Consider the following 16,016-nt stretch of genomic DNA (forward strand, 5'->3'; position numbering starts at 1 on the left):
CGGTCCCGCCCGGTGTGGTCCCGGGCGGGACCGCGGGCCCGGGGGCGGTGCCCGGCGGGTTCTCAGACGGGTTCTCCGGCGGGTACTCCGGCGGTCCGGCGGCCAGCGTGACGTCCGTCCCGGCGCGCGCGACCAGCAGCGGCGGCGGCACCGGCTCGCCGCCCGGGCCGACCGTGGTGATGCCGTCCGAGCCCGTCACCTCGGCCGCGCTGCGGTAGGTGCCGGGCGGCCGCCGGAGCACCGCCGCACACCGCACCGTCCGGCCGGGCCCGAGCGCCACCGGCGCCGCCGGGCCGTCGCCGCAGTCGATCCCGTCCGGCACCAGCACGTCCCGCAGCCGCAGGTCGTACAGCGGCCGGTCACCCAGGTCGGCCACCGTGTAGCGGAGGGCGGCGGTGCCGGATCCGGGCGCTCCGGGAGCGGCGTCGACCGCCAGGCCGAGCGCGCTGACCACGCCGGTGTAGCCGGACGGGGCGGTGGCCGCCACCTCCCTGTCGGGGTGTCCGGACCGGCCGCGCGCGGTGGCGGTGGTGTCGTGGACACCGGCCTCGGCGGTGAGCCGGAGCGTGCAGACGACGGTGGCGCCGACCGCCAGCGGTTCGGCTTCGGGGCAGGGCACCGGCCGGCCGGCGTCGGTCACCCGGATCCCCCGCAGGCCGGTCTCCCCGGCGTTGGTGAGCCGGTACTCCTTGACCACGGCCGTGCCGCCCCGGACGGCGGGGCCGGGCGGTCCGGTGACGGTCACGGTGTTCACCCGGACGGCGAGCGTCAGCCCGGCGCAGTCACCGTCCCCGGCAGGTGTCGCCGCCAGGTTCGGCAGTGCCAGCAGGAGGAGGAGCAGGAGCCGACCGCCGTGGCCACCCATCCGTGCCCCCTCGGTACCCGACGATCCGCCAACCCGTTCATCCTTGGGTCCGACCATCCTCGGAACCGGCCCGGAACACGCGGCCACCGTCCGACACGCCGCCCGATTCACCCACCCGGCGCTGCGGGGCACCCGGGACCGCTCCGCCCTCGGCCGGCCCGGCCACCGTCCGCCGCACGCCTGCACCGCCGCCCGCACGCCGCCGTGGACCGGAGGCGAGCGGGAGGGAGCGGACCCGGCCGGCGGCCGCGGGCCGTCCCGCCGGCTCTGCCCTCGGCGAATCTGCGGCGGGCAGAGAATCGCCCTGCGGGGATCCTCCGGGGGCAAGAGTGGGGTCGACGGCATCCCGCATCGACAAGGAGATTCCGATGACTCCCCTCACCACCGCCCCGCCCCGCGCGGACGAGGGCTCCCGGCCGCCCACCCGCTTCGACGACCACCTGGCGGCCCAACTGCTCGCCCAGCGGATCGTCCTCCTCGGCACGGAGGTCGACGACGTGTCGGCCAACCGGGTCTGCGCCCAGCTGCTGCTGCTGTCGGCGGAGGACCCGCGCACCGACATCTGCCTCTACATCAACAGCCCCGGCGGCTCGGTCACCGCGGGCCTCGCCATCTACGACACCATGCGGCTCATCCCGAACGACGTCTCCACCCTGGCGATGGGGTTCGCCGCCAGCATGGGCCAGTTCCTGCTCACCGTCGGGACGCCCGGCAAGCGGTTCGCGCTGCCGAACGCGCGGATCATGATGCACCAGCCCTCGGCGGGCATCGGCGGCACCGCCGCGGACATCGAGATCCAGGCGGAGAACCTCCAGTTCACCAAGAAGGCCATCGAACGGATCATCGCCGAGCACACCGGGCAGAGCGAGGAGACGATCACCCGGGACGGCGACCGGGACCGCTGGTTCACGGCCGAACAGGCCCGGGAGTACGGGATGGTGGACCGGGTCCTGGAGTCGCTCGCCGACGTCCGCCCGGCCTCCTCGCGGCCGCGGATGGGGCTCTGACATGGGGTCGTACACGGTTCCCTACGTCATCGAGCGCACCGCACAGGGCGAGCGGTCCTACGACGTCTTCAGCCGGCTGCTGAACGAGCGGATCATCTTCCTCGGCACCGAGATCGACGACGGCTTCGCCAACGTCGTCATCGCCCAACTCCTGCACCTGGAGTCGGAGAACCCGGAGCGCGAGATCTCGCTCTACCTCAACTCGCCGGGCGGGTCGTTCACTTCACTGATGGCGATCTACGACACGATGACCTTCGTGCAGGCGCCGATCTCCACGTTCTGCGTCGGGCAGGCCGCGTCGACGGCGGCGGTGCTGCTGGCCGGCGGAGACCCCGGACGGCGGTTCGTGCTCCAGCACGCACGGGTCCTGCTCGGCCAGCCTGCCAGCGGCGGCCGGCAGGGGACCGTCTCCGACCTCAGCCTCGCGGCCAAGGAGATGGTCCGCATCCGCTCCCAGGTCGAGGAGGTCCTCGCCCGGCACACGCGTCACGACGTGGCGACGCTGCGGGCGGACATGGACCGGGACAAGGTGCTCAGCGCCGAGGAGGCCGTCTCCTACGGGCTCGCCGACGAGGTGCTGAGCCGGCGGAACGCGCTCGTCTGACCCCGCCCGGGGCCGTGGGCGCGGGCCGGTCGGACGGCGAGCGCACGGCGGCCGGCCCGGCGGCGAGTGCCGCCGGGCCGGTCCGCGGGACGCGCGGTCGCGGTCAGGCCGCGAGGCAGAGGCCGTCGTGGCGCGCCGGGGGCGACACCCGCCCCCGCCCCAGCGAGCCGTGACTCACCGAGCCGTGCGCCACGGAGCCGTGCGCCACCCGGCCGCGCCCGCCCCGGGCCAGCTCGCCCCGGGCCAGCTCGTCCTGGGCGAGCGAGAGCAGGTCGGCGAGGCCGAGGCCCAGGGAGCGGGCGGCGGCCGCGAGCACCTCGGAGGAGGCCTCCTTCCGTCCGCGCTCCAGCTCCGACAGGTACGGCACCGAGATCCGGGCCGCCTCCGCGACGTCCTTCAACGTCCGCTCCTGGGCCAGCCGCTCGCGCCGCAGCGCGTCGCCGACGAGGTCGCGCCACAGGGGTTCCCGGGGCGCGGGGGTCGGGGGGACCCCCGCCGGCCGCTGCGGGGGGCGGGCGGCCGCACCGGGGCCGGGTGAGATCGGCGGGCGCAGCGGGATGACGCGGGCTTCGTTCGGCGTAGGAGTGCTCACACCTTCAGCCTAGGGATCCCGGGCGCCGTGGGAAGGGCGCGCCGTTCTGCCCTGGGTGAAGCCGCGGGGGAACGCGACCGGGCCGCGGCTCCCGCCCGTTGTCCGGGGCGTGTTCGATCGGCCGTCGACCGCTGAGGCGCCGCGCCGGCACGGCGGGCCGCCCCGGCGCCGGACCTGTCGGCGGGTCAGCTCCTCGGGGGTGCGTCCGGTCCGCCGTGGCGGCCGGCCCGGCTCCGGGTCGGGGCCGCGTCAGTCGACGACGACGACCATCTTCCCCAGGGCCTGCCCCGCCTCCATCACCCGATGGGCCTCGACGATCTCGCCGAAGCTGAAGACCCGGGTCGGGCGGGCCTTCAGGACGCCCGCCTCGACCTCGGCGCAGATCGCCTCCAGGGGCACGTCGGCGAGCGGGAACGCCGGTGTGCCCAGGACGAAGGCGCTGCCGAAGAAGCTGAGCCCGACCGCACCGGGCAGGTCGGCCATCGGGTCGAAGTCGGCCACCGGTGCGAAGCCGCCGAGGAAGCCGACCTGGCAGACCCGGCCCCGTGGGCGGACCGCGGCCAGCGAATCGCGCAGCACGCTGTTGCCGACGATGTCGAGCAGGGCGTCGACGACGAGGCCCCGGCGGCCGACCTCCGCGGCCAGGTGCCCGTCGTCGATGAGCACGTCGACGGCCCCGAGGTCCTTGAGCAGGGGCCCGTGATCCGGGTTGCGCGTGGTGGCCAGCACGTCGGCGCCGTGCCGGACGGCGAGGTTGACGGCGGCCTGCCCGAGCGAGGAGGTCGCGCCCCGGACCAGCAGCGTCTCCCCCGGCCGCAGGGCGAGGTTGCCGTGCAGGGCGCTGTGGGCCGTGGCGTACACCTCGGGCACGGCGGCCAGATCGGCCCAGGAGAGCCCGGACTCCACGGCCACCACATGGGTGGCCGGGACGGTCACCAGTTCGGCGTAGCTGCCGTTGCGGGTCCGCCCCATCCCGCCGAGGATCGCCACCACCCGGGTGCCGACGGGGAGTTCGCCCGAGGGGTCGGCCTCGACGAGGCCGGCGCACTCGATCCCGGGGACGGCCGCCACCGGGCCCCAGGCCCCGCTGCGCATGTACGCCTCGGCGTGGTTGAGACCGAACGCCTTGACCCGGACGAGGACCTCGCCGTCGGCGGGTACCGGGTCGGGCAGTTCGGTGACGGCGAGCACCTCGGGGCCGCCGTGGGCGGAGATGACGATGGCCTTCATGTCCGAACCTCATTCTTGAGTAGTCATTCAACTATGGGGCCGAAAAGAGGGCCACCGCGTACGGTGGCCCGGGAACGCCGCGCCCGTCAGGAGAGCGCGACGAAGGCGTTGTCGACGACGGCCCGCAGGACCGCCGCGTCGGGGTTGGCCTTGCCGACGACCATCAGCCCCTGGCAGGTCGCCACCAGCAGCTTGGCGCTGCCGGCCGCGTCGAGCGAGCTCCTGACCTCGCCCCGGCGGACGGCGTTCTCCAGGGCGTGGGTCATGCAGCGCTCCAGGCGCGCCAGGTGGCCGCGCACGACGGCCGCCGCCTCGTCGTCCTCCGCGGCCTTCTCGATGGCGGTGTTGACCAGGAGGCAGCCCTGCCGCCCCTCGGGGCTGAGCAGGTCGCGGACCAGCCCGTCGAAGTAGCCGCGCACCTGCGCCACCGAGGCGCCCGGCGCCTCCAGCTCCCCGAGCTTCTGCGGGACGACCAGCTTCGAGTAGCGCTCCAGCGACTTCACGAAGAGCGCGTGCTTGCCCCCGGGGAACGCGCTGTAGATGCTGCCGGGCTTGACCCCGGTCGCCTTCACCAGATCCTCGATGGAGGTCGCCCGGTAGCCGCGCTCCCAGAACCGCCGCATCGCCTGGTCGAGGACGGCGTCGGGGTCGAACTCACGTGGCCTGGGCATGGGGAGAACATACCTGAGCGTTCATTCAAGAACAAGCCCCGCCCCACCCGCCGCGCGCGCGGTGGCCCCGCGGCGCGGCAGGGCCGAACCCGGTAATTCCGTGGTTCCCGACAAACCGTCACCTATCGTGTCAGCGCAGGGCAGTGCCCGGGGCAGCAGCGGGCGAACCGTCGTCGGTCCGCCTCGCGAGGACGCCCGGCGCAGCCCTCGTCCACGTCGTCTCGGCCCGCGGCCACGGTGCCCGGTTCCGGCTCGACCGCAGACGCGGGGCCTCCCGCGAGACGTCGCTCCCGATCCGCAAGGAGGCAGTACACCGTGCAGAGAACCACGCGTCTCGCCCTGGCCGTCGCGACCGCGCTCGCGACGGCCGTCGTCGGTGCCCCGTCCGTCGCCGCCTCGACCCCCGAGGCCGACCCGCACACCCGCGGCGGCCACCACGCCGTCTTCGTCCAGACCGACGACCCGGCGGGCAACCGGATCATCGCCTACCGGCGCGCGGACGACGGCCGGCTGACCCCGGCGGGCAGCTACGACACCCAGGGCCTCGGCGGCGTGCTGGACGGGTCGGTCGCCGACCACCTCGCCTCGCAGGGGTCCCTCACCTACGACCCGGAGCACGCCCTGCTGTACGCCGTGAACGCGGGGAGCGACACCGTCTCGGTCTTCTCCGTGGACGGCGACCGCCTCGCGCTGCGGCAGGTGGTCAGCTCCGGCGGCCGCTTCCCGGTGAGCGTCGCCGTGCACGACGACGCGGTGTTCGTGCTGAACGCCCTGGACGGCGGCTCGGTCCAGGGCTACACCGTCCACGACGGCCGCCTGCACGAGCGGGCCGACTGGAACCGCTGCCTGGGGCTCGACCCCAACGCCGCGCCGCAGTTCACCAACACCCCCGGCCAGGTGGGCTTCACCGGCGAGGGCGACCAGCTGGTGGTCACCACCAAGGCCAACGGCAGCAACCTGCTGGTGTTCGGCCTCGACCGTTCCGGCACCCCGGCCGACTCCCCCGTGGTGACGCACCTGCCCGGCGCCGTGCCCTTCGCCTTCGTCCCCGACGGCCGGCACGGCCTCTACCTGGCCGAGGCGGGCACCAACGCCGTGGCGACCTTCGCCGTCCACCCGGACGGCACCGCCTCGCAGCAGGCCTTCGCGGCTACCGGCCAGTCGGCGACCTGCTGGATCGTCGCCGTCCGCGACCTGCTGTTCGCCTCGAACGCGGGCAGCTCGACCCTCAGCGGCTTCCGGACGGCCGACCACGGGCGGCAGCTGACCGCCCTGGGCGACACGCCCACCCACCCCGGCACCGTCGACGCGGCGGTGTCCTCGGACGGGCGCTACCTCTACGCCCAGACCGGGGTCGACGGCGTCGTGGACGAGTTCGCGGTCAACCCTGACGGCTCGCTCACCGCGCTGGGCTCGCAGACCGTGCCCCAGGGGGTCGGCGGCGAGGGCATCGTCGCCTTCTGACGGGGGCGCCCGCGGCTCCCGGAACGCCTGTGCTCCGTCGCCCGGTGGGCGGCGGAGCACAGGGCTGTCGGGCGGGACCGGACGCGGGATCAGAAGGTGAGGTTCCAGGCGTCGATCGTGCCGGTGTCGCCGGAGGCGCCGTCCTTGACCCGGAGCTTCCAGGTGCCGTTCGCCGCGCTCGCGGAGGCGTTCACGGTGTACGTCTTGGCGACGTCGTCGGCGCTGTCGCCGTTCGCGAAGTCCTCCAGCAGGTAGACCGTGCCGTTCGGGGCGACCAGGGAGATCACCAGGTCACCGCGGTAGGTGTGCTTGATGTCCACGCCGACCTTGAGGGTCGCGGGGGCGTTGCCGGTCACGCCGGTGACGGCGATCGGGCTGTCCACCGTGGCGTTGTCGGTGATCGCCGCGTCGGTCAGGTTCTCGAAGTACTTGCCGGTCGGTGGCGTGGTGGTGCCGCCGACCGCCTTCAGCGCGTCGACCTGGCCCTCGCCGAAGAAGGCGTTGTTCGCGGTGGTGCCGGTGCAGCGGCCGTCCGAGCCGGGGCAGGCCACGTCGTTGGCCTGGGTGGCGAGGCGGGCCCGGATGCCGGCCGGGGTGAGCGTCGGGTCGGCACTGGCGATCAGCGCGGCCACGCCGGTGACGTGCGGGGACGCCATCGAGGTGCCGCTCTTGGTCCCGTACTTGCCGCCGGGCAGGGTCGAGTAGACGCCGTTGGCGCCGTCGCCGCCGGGGGCCGCGACGTCGATGACGCCCTTGCCGAAGTTGGAGTAGGAGGCCTTGGCGCTGCCGCTGCCCATGGCGGCGACGGTGACCACGCCGGGGAGCTCGGTCGGGATGTCCAGGCAGGCGTTGCTGATGGTCCGGGTGACCGGCGTCGAGTCGTTCGGGCTCTCGCTGTCGGTCGTCTTGTCGGCCAGGTCGTAGTCGGAGTTGCCGGCCGCGGCGACCTGGAGCGAGCCCTTGCCCTCGGCGTACTCCTGGGCGCGCTTGACGCCCTCGATGATGGCCGCCTGGTCGACGTTGTCCGGGCAGTTGAACTGCCACGGGTCGGTGTAGTAGCTGTTGTTGGTCACCTTGAAGCCGTGGTCACCGGCCCAGACGAAGCCGCAGACGGTGTTCTCGGCGTAGAAGAGGGTGCTGGTCGGTTCGGCTATCCGGACCGAGGCTATCTTCACGCCCGGGGCGACGCCGACGACGCCCTTGCCGTTCTTGGCCGCCGCTATGGTGCCCGCGACGTGGGTGCCGTGGGTGTCGACGTCCCGCCAGGCGCCGGTGCGGGTGTCCGCCTTGCCGTAGGCGCAGGAGGCCGAGTCGGCGGCGTCGAAGTTCGGCGCGAGGTCCTGGTGCTGGTCGTCCACCCCGGTGTCGAGGACGCCGACCTTGACGGTGGAGGAGCCGGTGCTGACGGCCCACGCCTGGTCGGCCTTGATCTGGGTCATGTCCCAGCGGTTCGACTCGGTGAGGGTGGTGGCCGCCTGGGCCGGGTTGGCGGGCAGCGCGGGGTTGTACGCGTCGGCCGGCACGTCGGAGGTGCGGGTCGCGCCGACCTGCTGGACACCGGCCGCGCCGCGCACCGCGGTCGCGAAACCGGCCGAGGTGGAGTGGGCGACGATCACGCCGATCGCGTCGTAGCTCGCGAAGACCGTGCCGCCGTTGGCGGTGACGGCGCTCCTGGCGGCGGCGGTGTCGGCGGGTGCGCTGATCACCAGGTAGGCGCGCGTCCCGGCGGCCCAGCCTGCGGCGACCTGCGGGGCGGTGGCGGCGGCGGCGGACGCACCGGCGGCCGTGGGGGCGGCGGCCGCGAGGGGGGCGGCGGTGGCCGTCATGCCGGGGACGGCCAGCGCCAGGGCCGAGAGGACGGCGAGGGCGGCGGCCGGGCGACCGAGCCGCCGGGATATCAGGGGTGACACGTGTGTCCTCCGATCGGCCCGTGCGTGAGGGGTTCGCACGGAGTTTGAACGCAACATGCCAGATCAGTGAGCACTTGGGGAAGGCTTTACGCGTGACGGCTTGTCACAAGCGTGTCAACTTTTGATGTCGCCCCGGGGCCGCCGCCCGCGCCCGCGTCGCCCGGCGCCGCCGGCGCCGGGCTCGTTCGTGCACGAGCCCGACTCCCCCCGCCCCCACGGCCGTTCACCCCCGGAGCCGCGCGGTCACCACCCCCAGCACCGCGTCCCGCTGTTCGGCCAAGTAGAAGTGGCCGCCCGGGAACACCTCCAGCTCGAAGGCGCCGGTGGTGTGGCGGGCCCAGCCGCCGGCCTCGTCCAGCGAGACCCGCGGATCCGCGTCCCCGGTCAGCGCGGTCACCGGCTGCGACACCACGGCGTCCGGCGCGCACCGGTACGTCTCGATCGCGGTGTAGTCGCTGCGCAGCGCCGGCAGGATGACGGCCCGCAGCTCCGGGTCGGCGAGGACCCGTGCGTCGGTGCCGCCGAGCTCGGACACCTCGGCGAGCAGCTCGTCGTCCGGGAGCCGGTACACCGCCGACTCCCGGGGCCGGGAGGGCGCGCGACTGCCGGAGACGAACAGCCGGGCCGGACCGGCCCCGCCGTCCGCCTCGAAGCGGCGCGCCACCTCGAAGCAGACGGCCGCGCCCATGCTGTGCCCGAAGAAGGTCAGCGGCAGGTCGGTCCAGGGCAGCAGTGCCTCGTACACCCGGTCGGCGAGACCGGTGACGGAGTCGATCCCGGGCTCGCCGAAGCGGTCCTGCCGGCCGGGGTACTGGACGGCGAGCACGTCGGCGTACGGCGCGAGGGCGGTCGCGTAGTCGAGGAAGTAGCTCGCCGACCCGCCCGCGTGCGGGAAGCAGACGACCCGGGCGGGCGCCGTGTCGTGGGAGTGGAACCGGCGGAACCACGGGCTCTCGGTGGCGGTACTGCGGGCCATGGGGGACGACCTCCCTGAAGACGGGTCAGCTGCTGCGCTACCTCCCCAGTGTCCCCTGCCGCCCCACCGCGCACCACGGGCCACCCGGCACCGCGACCGGCCCGCCGCCGCGGCGGAGCCGCGCTACCGGGCCGGCTCGGGCGGGCCGAAGCGGACGGCCGCGGCGCGTTCCCGGGAGACCCGGTCCAGCAGCAGCACCGAGGCGGCCTCCGGGGTGGGCGTGCCGGCCGCGCCCGCGGCGTGCCGGGTGAACGCCGCCAGCAGCCGGTCGAGGCCCCGGCGGTGGCGGGCGAAGGCCCGGCGCGGGGCCCAGCGCCCGCGCTCCCGCTGACCGGCGAGCGCGGTGACGGCGCCGACGTCCAGCAGGACGAGGTGCAGTTCACGGCCCTGGCGGGCGGCGGCGCCGGACAGCCAGCGGCGCATCCAGGCCCGGCTGCCGCAGTCGTGCACCAGCAGCGGACCGCCCCGGCGGACGGAGGCCCGCAGCAGGCGGAAGTGCTCGATCCGGGCCCACGGCCGGTAGACCGCGTACGGCAGGGCGGCCGGCATCACCGCCGCGCAGGCCTCGTGCACGGCCCGGGGGTCGACGGTGGCGGCCGCCCGGCTCCGGGCCGACCAGCGGCGCAGCAGGGTGCTCTTGCCGCTGCCGGGGAGTCCGGAGACCACCACGACCGCGCCCGGCGGGTAGCGGACGGTGAAGGACTCACCGGCCGCGCCCCTGAGGTCGACCAGGCCCCGCGGTTCCATCGCTGTCTGCGCCCCCTGCCGTACTGCGGTCCGCCCGCCCGGCGTGGTCGGCCTGTCCATGGTGCTCACTCATCCCCGTCGGTGCCCGGCCTGGAACGATAACAACACCGACCGCCCTCCGGACCGCACGGTCCCCGGCCCGGCCCCCGGGACCGCTCCCCCGGCCCGCTCCCCCGGCCCGGCCGCCGGACGGCGGGGTGATGTGATGGACTGTCAGACCGGACGCGGGTATCGGGAGTCGGGAGACGGCGCGTGACGAGGACGCGGACGGCGGGGCCGGCGGGGCCGGCGGCGGTCACCGGGACGGCCACGCACACCGGGCTGGTCCTCGACGGGCTGGCCCGCGATCCGGCCCGGGTCGCGCTGCGGTACGGGGAGTCGTCGCTGACGGCGCAGGAGTGCCTGGACGACGTGCACCGGTTCGCCCACGCGCTGGCCGGCGCCGGTCTCGGGCGCGGCGACGGCGTCACCGTGCTGGCCGGGAACCGGCCGGAGGCGGTGCTGGTGCGCCTGGCGGCGAACCTGATCGGCTGCCGGGTCGCGATGCTGCCCACCGACAGGTCGGTGGCGGACCAGGTCGCGATGGCCGAGGAGGCGCGGACCGCCGCCTTCGTCTTCGCCCCGGAGCGGTTCACCGCGGCCGCGCGCCAGCTCGCCGGGGCGCTCCCCGCCGCGCTGCCGCTGGCCCTCGGCCCCACCCCGGTCGGGGCGGACCTCACCGCCCTGGCCGCGCCGCTCCCGCCCGTCCCGCCGGCACCCCGCTGGCGGCCGGACGACGTGATGGCGATCCGGTTCACCGGCGGCTCGACCGGGCGGCCGAAGGGGGTGCTGCGCCGCTTCGCCCGGCCGCCCCGGCCGGAGCTGGTGGCGGCGTCCACCTTCCTGCTCTGCACGGCCCTGTGCCACGGCGGCGGCACCACGGCCGACCTGGCCCTCGCGGCGGGCGGCACGGTGGTGCTCCAGGACGGCTTCGAGGCCGAGGCGGTCCTGGCGGCCGTCGAGCGGTACCGGGTGTCTCGGGTGTACCTGCCGCCGCACCTGCTCTACCGGGTGCTCGACCACCCCGCACTCGCCCGGACCGACACCGGCAGCCTGCGCCGGGTGACGTACACCGGGTCCCCGGCCGCCCCGGAACGGCTGGCGGAGGCGACCCGCCGGATCGGCCGGGTGCTGCACCAGACGTACAGCCTGACGGAGTGCGGACCGGTCACCCGACTCACCCCGGACGAGCACCTGGATCCGAGGCTGCTGACCACCGCCGGGCGGCCGCTCCCGGACACCGAGGTCCGGGTCGTGGACGAGGCGGGCGCGCCGCTGCCGGTCGGCCGGACCGGGGAGATCTGCGTGCGGACGCCGACGGTGATGTCCGGCTACTGGCGCGATCCGGCCCTGACGGCCCGGGTGCTGCGCGGCGGCTGGCTGCACACCGGGGACCTGGGCAGCCTGGACGCGGCCGGGTACCTGACGGTGGCCGGGCGGCGGGGGCCGATGGCGATCGTGGACGCGCACAACGTCTTCCCGCGCGATGTCGAGCGGCCGCTGCTGGCGCATCCGGCGGTGCGGGAGGCGGTGATGTTCGCGACCACCGGTCCGGACCGGCTGGAGCGGGTGCACGCCGCGGTCACCACCCGGCCCGGGGCCGGGGTGACGGCGCGGCAGCTGCACCGGTGGGTGCGCGAGCGCGGCGGCCCGCTCGGTGCTCCGTCGACGATCCTGGTGCTGCCGGAGCTTCCGCTGAGCGCGACCGGGAAGCCGGACTTCGACGCCCTGCGGACCCTGCTGGCGCAGGCGGGACCGGAGGAGGGACGGGAGGCCCCGGGGGCGGACGGCGGGGTCTCGGGCGGCGGGGCCACGGACGGCTGACGGGATCGCGGGGCGGGGGCACGGGCGGCGGGGGCGCGGGCGGCCGACGGGGGCGCGCAAAGGCTCCGGGGGCGCGTGCCGAGGAGCACCGCGCGCCACCGACGCTTCGAGTGCCCGCGCGTGCTCCCGGTGCTGCGGCGGATGTCCCACGGAACCGCCCGTGGACACTCGATCCTACGGCGCGTCCTGCCGATATCCCCGGCACAACTCCCGTCGCACCGCACACCGGAGGCATCTGCCGTGACCTGGCTCCGCGTCCTCACCGCGCTCGGCATCCTCACCGTGGCGGCCAGCGCCGTACTCGTCTTCGCGCTCTGCACCGCCGCCGCCCGGGGCGACCGCGGCAGGCGTGGCGAGCCGGAGCGGGACCTCCGCTCCGAGGCCGAGCGCAGCGGGCTGATCCGACGCATCGGCGATGACGGCTGAGCCTGCCCCGGAAGCCCCAACGCCTCTGATCAGCAGGGCTGTTGCCGGGAAGCGGGGGTAGTAGGTGGCGGGCGGCGGGTAGCGGCTTCGGGCCCACCCGTCGCGGCACGCTATCGACGCCATGACACAAGGTGTCCTAAGGTGAACGACGTGTCCTTGCCCGTCGCTCCCGGCGGGCGGCACCGCGGCCACGCCTGCCCAACGGCCCCGCCGCGCCCGGGCGTTCCCCTACGAAGGAGAAGCACAGCCGATGGCAGAGACCCTCACCGCCACCAAGGCGGAGCTGGTGGACCTCGCCCACCGCAGAATGCAGAGCGCCATCCCCGACAACGGCTGGACCACCCGGCAGAAGCTCGCGCTCACCTGCCGGATCCTGTTCGACGCCGGACACGACTCCGGCCTGGCCGGCCAGATCACCGCCCGCGCCGAGGAACCCGGCGCCTACTACACCCAGCGGCTCGGCCTGGGCTTCGACGAGATCACCGAGTCCAATCTGCTGCTGGTGGACGAGGACCTCAACGTCCTGGCGGGCGAGGGGATGGCCAACCCCGCCAACCGCTTCCACAGCTGGGTCTACCGGGCCCGCCCGGACGTCGAGTGCATCATCCACACCCACCCGCTGCACATCTCCGCGCTGTCGATGCTGGAGAAGCCGCTGATCGTCTCGCACATGGACCTCTGCCCGCTCTACGACGACTGCGCGTTCCTGGAGAAGTGGCCCGGCATCCCGGTCGGCAACGAGGAGGGCGAGATCATCACGGCCGCGCTCGGCGACAAGCGCGCCCTGCTGCTCGCCCACCACGGACAGCTGGTGGCCACCGGCACCGTCGAGGAGTCCTGCGTCCTCGCGGTGCTGTTCGAGCGGGCCGCCCGGCTCCAGCTGCTGGCCTCGGCCGCCGGACGGATCCAGGAGATCCCCGAGCTGCTGGCCCGCGAGGCGCACGACTGGATCTCCACCCCCAAGCGCGGCCAGGCGTCCTTCGCCTACTACGCCCGCCGCGCCCTGCGCGCCGGCCACGGCGACGCACTCGACTCCCTCGCCCCGGAAGGCGGTCGCTGACATGGCCGGTCCGACCCTGGAAGGGATCATCGCCTACCCGGTGACCCCGTTCTCCCCCACCGACGGCGGTCTCGACACCGTACGCCTGGGCACCCTGATCGACCGGCTGGTCGAGGCCGGCTGCCACGCCGTCGCTCCGCTCGGCTCGACCGGGGAGAGCGCCTACCTCGACGACCAGGAGTGGTTCACCGCCGCCGAGGCCTCGGTGGCGGCGGTGGCCGGGCGGGTGCCCACCGTGGTGGGCATCGCCGACCTCACCACCCGCAAGGCCGTCCGCCGGGCCCGGTTCGCCGAACAGGTCGGCGCCGACGCCGTGATGGTCCTGCCGCTGTCGTACTGGAAGCTGGACGAACGCGAGATCGTCCGCCACTTCACCGAGGTCGCGGGCGCCGTATCCGTCCCCGTGATGATCTACAACAACCCGGCCACCAGCGGCGTCGACCTCTCCCCCGAGCTGATGGTCTCGCTGGTCGAACGGGTCGAGAACATCACCATGGTGAAGGAGAGCAGCGGCGACGTGCAGCGGATGCACCGGCTCAGCCAGCTCACCGGCGGCGAGCTGCCGTTCTTCAACGGCAGCAACCCGCTGGCCCTGGAGGCGTTCGCCGCCGGGGCCGCCGGCTGGTGCACCGCCGCGCCCTGCCTGATACCCGAGGCGGTGCTGGAACTCCACCGGGCGGTGCGGGTCGGCGACCTGGACGCCGCCCGGCAGTCCTTCTACCGCCAGCTGCCGCTCCTGCAGTTCATCCTGCGGGGCGGTCTGCCCACCACCGTGAAGGCCGGCCTGGCCCTGCGCGGGCTGGACGTCGGCGAGCCGCGCCAACCGCTGCTGCCGCTGGACGACGAACGCACCCGCGGCCTGGCCGAGTTGCTCGCAGCACTGGACTGACGAAGCGTCAGGGCAGGCTGGGCACCCGCTCCGACGGGCCGGCCGGATCGTCGTGGATCACCACGAGGATCGCGGCCGGCTCCGGACCGGTGCTCCGGCAGCGGTGCGGCAGCGCCGAGTTGAAGTAGACGCTGTCCCCCGGGGCGAGCCGGACCGTCCGCTCGGGGAACTCCAGCTCGACCGTCCCGGCGTGAACGAAGAAGAACTCCTCACCCGCGTGCGACTTGAAGGGCGAGTCGCCCAGCTCCAGCGGCGGGTACATCATGAACGGCACCATCCGCTTGCCGCTGAGACCGGTCGCGATGCCCTCGTAGTGCGGGGCGCCGGGGCCCGTGCCGTCGGCCATCGGCGTCCGCTCGCCGGCCCGGACCACCGTGATCAGCTCGGGCTCCACGTCCTCCGCGAACAGGCGGCCGACGTCGACCTTCAGCGCGTGCGCCAGCTTGAGCGCGGTCGAGATGGAGGGGTCGCTGAGCCCCCGCTCCACCTTGGAGAGGTAGCTCTTGGTCACCCCGACCTGGGCCGCCAGCGCCTCCAGGCTCAGCCGGTTCTGCTTCCTCAGCACTCTCAGGCGGCTGCTCATGCGGTACCTCTCGCCCCGGAACGTCCGGTCCAGTATCCCATCGCGCCCGGCCCCGCCGCCCCGGGGCCGGGCGGCGGGTGCGGCCGGGCGGACGCGTCAGTGGCCCGCGATGTCGTCCGGGCGGACGGCGATGTGGTCGGCGCCCAGGTCCACCGCGACCCGGTGCTCCATCCCCAGCGCCTCCAGGAACTTGACCGGCAGCTGCACCCGGCCGGTCCGGTCCAGCATCACGTACTCGGTCTCGTTCACCGACTCCTCGCCGTACTCGTCGGTCACCGTCCGCCGCAGCACCTCACTGCTGGTACGGCCGTCCCGGATCGCGACCGTACGGCGCACCTCACCGGCGACCATCGGGTCGTGGGTGACGATGACGACGGTGGCACCCAGCTCGCGGTTGACCGTGCGGAAGGTCTCGAAGATCCCCGCCGCGGTCTCGGAGTCGAGCTCACCGGTCGGCTCGTCGGCGAGCAGGACGGGCGGGTTGTTGGCCATGCCGACGGCGATCGCCACCCGCTGCTGCTGGCCGCCGGAGAGCTCACCCGGGCGCCGGTGCGCGAGGTCGCCCAGGTCCATCGCCTCCAGGAGCTCGGCGACCCGGGCCGCCTGCTGGCGGGAGCGGGCCGCGCCGCCGCCGCGGCCCCGCAGCTGCATCGGCAGCGCGATGTTCTCCGCCGCGGTGAGGAACGGCAGCAGGTTGCGGGCGGTCTGCTGCCAGATGAACCCCACCACCTCGCGCCGGTACCGCAGCCGCACCCGCGCCGACATCTCCAGCAGGTCGCAGCCCGCCACGGTGGCCGTCCCCGCGGTCGGCACGTCCAGCCCCGCCAGGATCGTCAGCAGCGTCGACTTCCCGCTGCCCGACGCGCCCACCAAGGCCACCAGGTCGCCCTGACGGATCGTCAGCTCAAGCCCTTGGAGCGCCTGCACCTCCACGCCCTCGGCGCTGAAGATCCGCACCAGGCGCTCGCAGACGATCGCCGCGTCCCCCGCGACCGCCCGCGGCGCCGAGGCCGCCAGCGCCCGCTCCCGCAACTCGTCGAGCGTCGGGCCCTCGACGACCGCCCCGCCCTCGGACACACTGCTCACCACTGATCTCCTGTCGCCGCTGCGCCTGGGTGCGCTCCTGGTC

General features: G+C 74.7%; 15 protein-coding genes and 1 pseudogene. 7 read left to right on the forward strand and 9 right to left on the reverse strand.

Features of this window, described 5'->3' with window-relative positions; all coding sequences use genetic code 11:
* Window positions 1-865: pseudogene (locus tag ABT263_RS26530) on the reverse strand (hypothetical protein); the annotation flags it as partial.
* A gap of 368 nt (window positions 866-1,233) precedes the next feature.
* Between ABT263_RS26530 and ABT263_RS26535 the strand changes: the two are divergent.
* Together ABT263_RS26535 and ABT263_RS26540 are read left to right on the forward strand one after the other, a co-directional pair.
* Window positions 1,234-1,872: a ClpP family protease gene (locus ABT263_RS26535; protein ID WP_352294006.1), complete on the forward strand. Its 639-nt coding sequence runs from the start codon at window positions 1,234-1,236 to the stop codon at window positions 1,870-1,872.
* 1 nt (window position 1,873) lies between these two features.
* Window positions 1,874-2,476, forward strand: a complete 603-nt coding sequence (locus ABT263_RS26540; protein ID WP_352294008.1) for a ClpP family protease — start codon at window positions 1,874-1,876, stop codon at window positions 2,474-2,476.
* Window positions 2,477-2,579: 103 nt separating this feature from the next.
* Here ABT263_RS26540 and ABT263_RS26545 read toward each other — a convergent pair whose 3' ends face one another.
* From ABT263_RS26545 to ABT263_RS26555, 3 genes are all read right to left on the reverse strand, one after another.
* Window positions 2,580-3,068, reverse strand: a complete 489-nt coding sequence (locus ABT263_RS26545; protein ID WP_352294010.1) for a helix-turn-helix domain-containing protein — start codon at window positions 3,066-3,068, stop codon at window positions 2,580-2,582.
* A 249-nt stretch (window positions 3,069-3,317) separates the two neighbouring features.
* Entirely contained in the window at window positions 3,318-4,298 is a 981-nt protein-coding gene (locus ABT263_RS26550) for a zinc-binding dehydrogenase (RefSeq protein ID WP_352294012.1), read from the reverse strand.
* An 86-nt stretch (window positions 4,299-4,384) separates the two neighbouring features.
* On the reverse strand, window positions 4,385-4,969 hold the full coding sequence (locus ABT263_RS26555) for a TetR/AcrR family transcriptional regulator (protein ID WP_352294014.1): 585 nt from the start codon (window positions 4,967-4,969) through the stop codon (window positions 4,385-4,387).
* Window positions 4,970-5,284: 315 nt separating this feature from the next.
* Between ABT263_RS26555 and ABT263_RS26560 the strand changes: the two genes are divergently transcribed.
* Window positions 5,285-6,433, forward strand: coding sequence for a lactonase family protein (locus ABT263_RS26560; RefSeq protein WP_352294016.1), 1,149 nt, complete (start codon window positions 5,285-5,287; stop codon window positions 6,431-6,433).
* Between the two features lie 89 nt (window positions 6,434-6,522).
* Here ABT263_RS26560 and ABT263_RS26565 read toward each other — a convergent pair whose 3' ends face one another.
* From ABT263_RS26565 to ABT263_RS26575, 3 genes are all read right to left on the reverse strand, one after another.
* A complete protein-coding gene (locus ABT263_RS26565) occupies window positions 6,523-8,259 on the reverse strand; it encodes a S8 family peptidase (RefSeq protein ID WP_352294100.1) in 1,737 nt (578 codons plus the stop codon).
* A gap of 307 nt (window positions 8,260-8,566) precedes the next feature.
* Window positions 8,567-9,319: a thioesterase II family protein gene (locus ABT263_RS26570; protein ID WP_352294018.1), complete on the reverse strand. Its 753-nt coding sequence runs from the start codon at window positions 9,317-9,319 to the stop codon at window positions 8,567-8,569.
* Between the two features lie 123 nt (window positions 9,320-9,442).
* Complete coding sequence (locus tag ABT263_RS26575; RefSeq protein ID WP_352294020.1) at window positions 9,443-10,126, reverse strand: AAA family ATPase; 684 nt, start codon at window positions 10,124-10,126, stop codon at window positions 9,443-9,445.
* Window positions 10,127-10,318: 192 nt separating this feature from the next.
* On the opposite strand from ABT263_RS26575, the gene ABT263_RS26580 reads away from it, so the two are divergent.
* From ABT263_RS26580 to ABT263_RS26595, 4 genes are all read left to right on the forward strand, one after another.
* Window positions 10,319-11,929, forward strand: a complete 1,611-nt coding sequence (locus ABT263_RS26580) for an AMP-binding protein (RefSeq protein WP_352294022.1) — start codon at window positions 10,319-10,321, stop codon at window positions 11,927-11,929.
* 240 nt (window positions 11,930-12,169) lie between these two features.
* Window positions 12,170-12,355, forward strand: a complete 186-nt coding sequence (locus ABT263_RS26585) for a hypothetical protein (RefSeq protein WP_352294024.1) — start codon at window positions 12,170-12,172, stop codon at window positions 12,353-12,355.
* Window positions 12,356-12,605: 250 nt separating this feature from the next.
* Window positions 12,606-13,415, forward strand: a complete 810-nt coding sequence (locus ABT263_RS26590; protein WP_352294026.1) for an aldolase — start codon at window positions 12,606-12,608, stop codon at window positions 13,413-13,415.
* A 1-nt stretch (window position 13,416) separates the two neighbouring features.
* Window positions 13,417-14,304 (forward strand): dihydrodipicolinate synthase family protein, encoded by an 888-nt coding sequence (locus ABT263_RS26595; protein ID WP_352294028.1) that lies wholly within the window; start codon window positions 13,417-13,419, stop codon window positions 14,302-14,304.
* 7 nt (window positions 14,305-14,311) lie between these two features.
* Here the strand turns inward: ABT263_RS26595 and ABT263_RS26600 are convergent, their stop codons facing one another.
* Complete coding sequence (locus tag ABT263_RS26600; protein ID WP_352294030.1) at window positions 14,312-14,887, reverse strand: helix-turn-helix domain-containing protein; 576 nt, start codon at window positions 14,885-14,887, stop codon at window positions 14,312-14,314.
* Between the two features lie 96 nt (window positions 14,888-14,983).
* Entirely contained in the window at window positions 14,984-15,973 is a 990-nt protein-coding gene (locus ABT263_RS26605) for an ABC transporter ATP-binding protein (protein WP_502885869.1), read from the reverse strand.
* Between the last annotated feature and the right edge of the window lie 43 nt (window positions 15,974-16,016).

The organism is Kitasatospora sp. NPDC001603 (assembly GCF_040298365.1).
Taxonomy (GTDB): domain Bacteria; phylum Actinomycetota; class Actinomycetes; order Streptomycetales; family Streptomycetaceae; genus Kitasatospora.

Excerpts from the sequence above, each read along its gene's own strand:
- ABT263_RS26540 (WP_352294008.1), top strand. The coding sequence starts at position 1,874 with ATGGGGTCGTACACGGTTCCCTACGTCATCGAGCGCACCGCACAGGGC.
- ABT263_RS26595 (WP_352294028.1), top strand. The coding sequence starts at position 13,417 with ATGGCCGGTCCGACCCTGGAAGGGATCATCGCCTACCCGGTGACCCCG.
- ABT263_RS26535 (WP_352294006.1), top strand. The coding sequence starts at position 1,234 with ATGACTCCCCTCACCACCGCCCCGCCCCGCGCGGACGAGGGCTCCCGG.
- ABT263_RS26570 (WP_352294018.1), bottom strand. The coding sequence starts at position 9,319 with ATGGCCCGCAGTACCGCCACCGAGAGCCCGTGGTTCCGCCGGTTCCAC.
- ABT263_RS26550 (WP_352294012.1), bottom strand. The coding sequence starts at position 4,298 with ATGAAGGCCATCGTCATCTCCGCCCACGGCGGCCCCGAGGTGCTCGCC.
- ABT263_RS26555 (WP_352294014.1), bottom strand. The coding sequence starts at position 4,969 with ATGCCCAGGCCACGTGAGTTCGACCCCGACGCCGTCCTCGACCAGGCG.
- ABT263_RS26575 (WP_352294020.1), bottom strand. The coding sequence starts at position 10,126 with ATGGACAGGCCGACCACGCCGGGCGGGCGGACCGCAGTACGGCAGGGG.
- ABT263_RS26600 (WP_352294030.1), bottom strand. The coding sequence starts at position 14,887 with ATGAGCAGCCGCCTGAGAGTGCTGAGGAAGCAGAACCGGCTGAGCCTG.
- ABT263_RS26590 (WP_352294026.1), top strand. The coding sequence starts at position 12,606 with ATGGCAGAGACCCTCACCGCCACCAAGGCGGAGCTGGTGGACCTCGCC.
- ABT263_RS26565 (WP_352294100.1), bottom strand. The coding sequence starts at position 8,259 with ATGACGGCCACCGCCGCCCCCCTCGCGGCCGCCGCCCCCACGGCCGCC.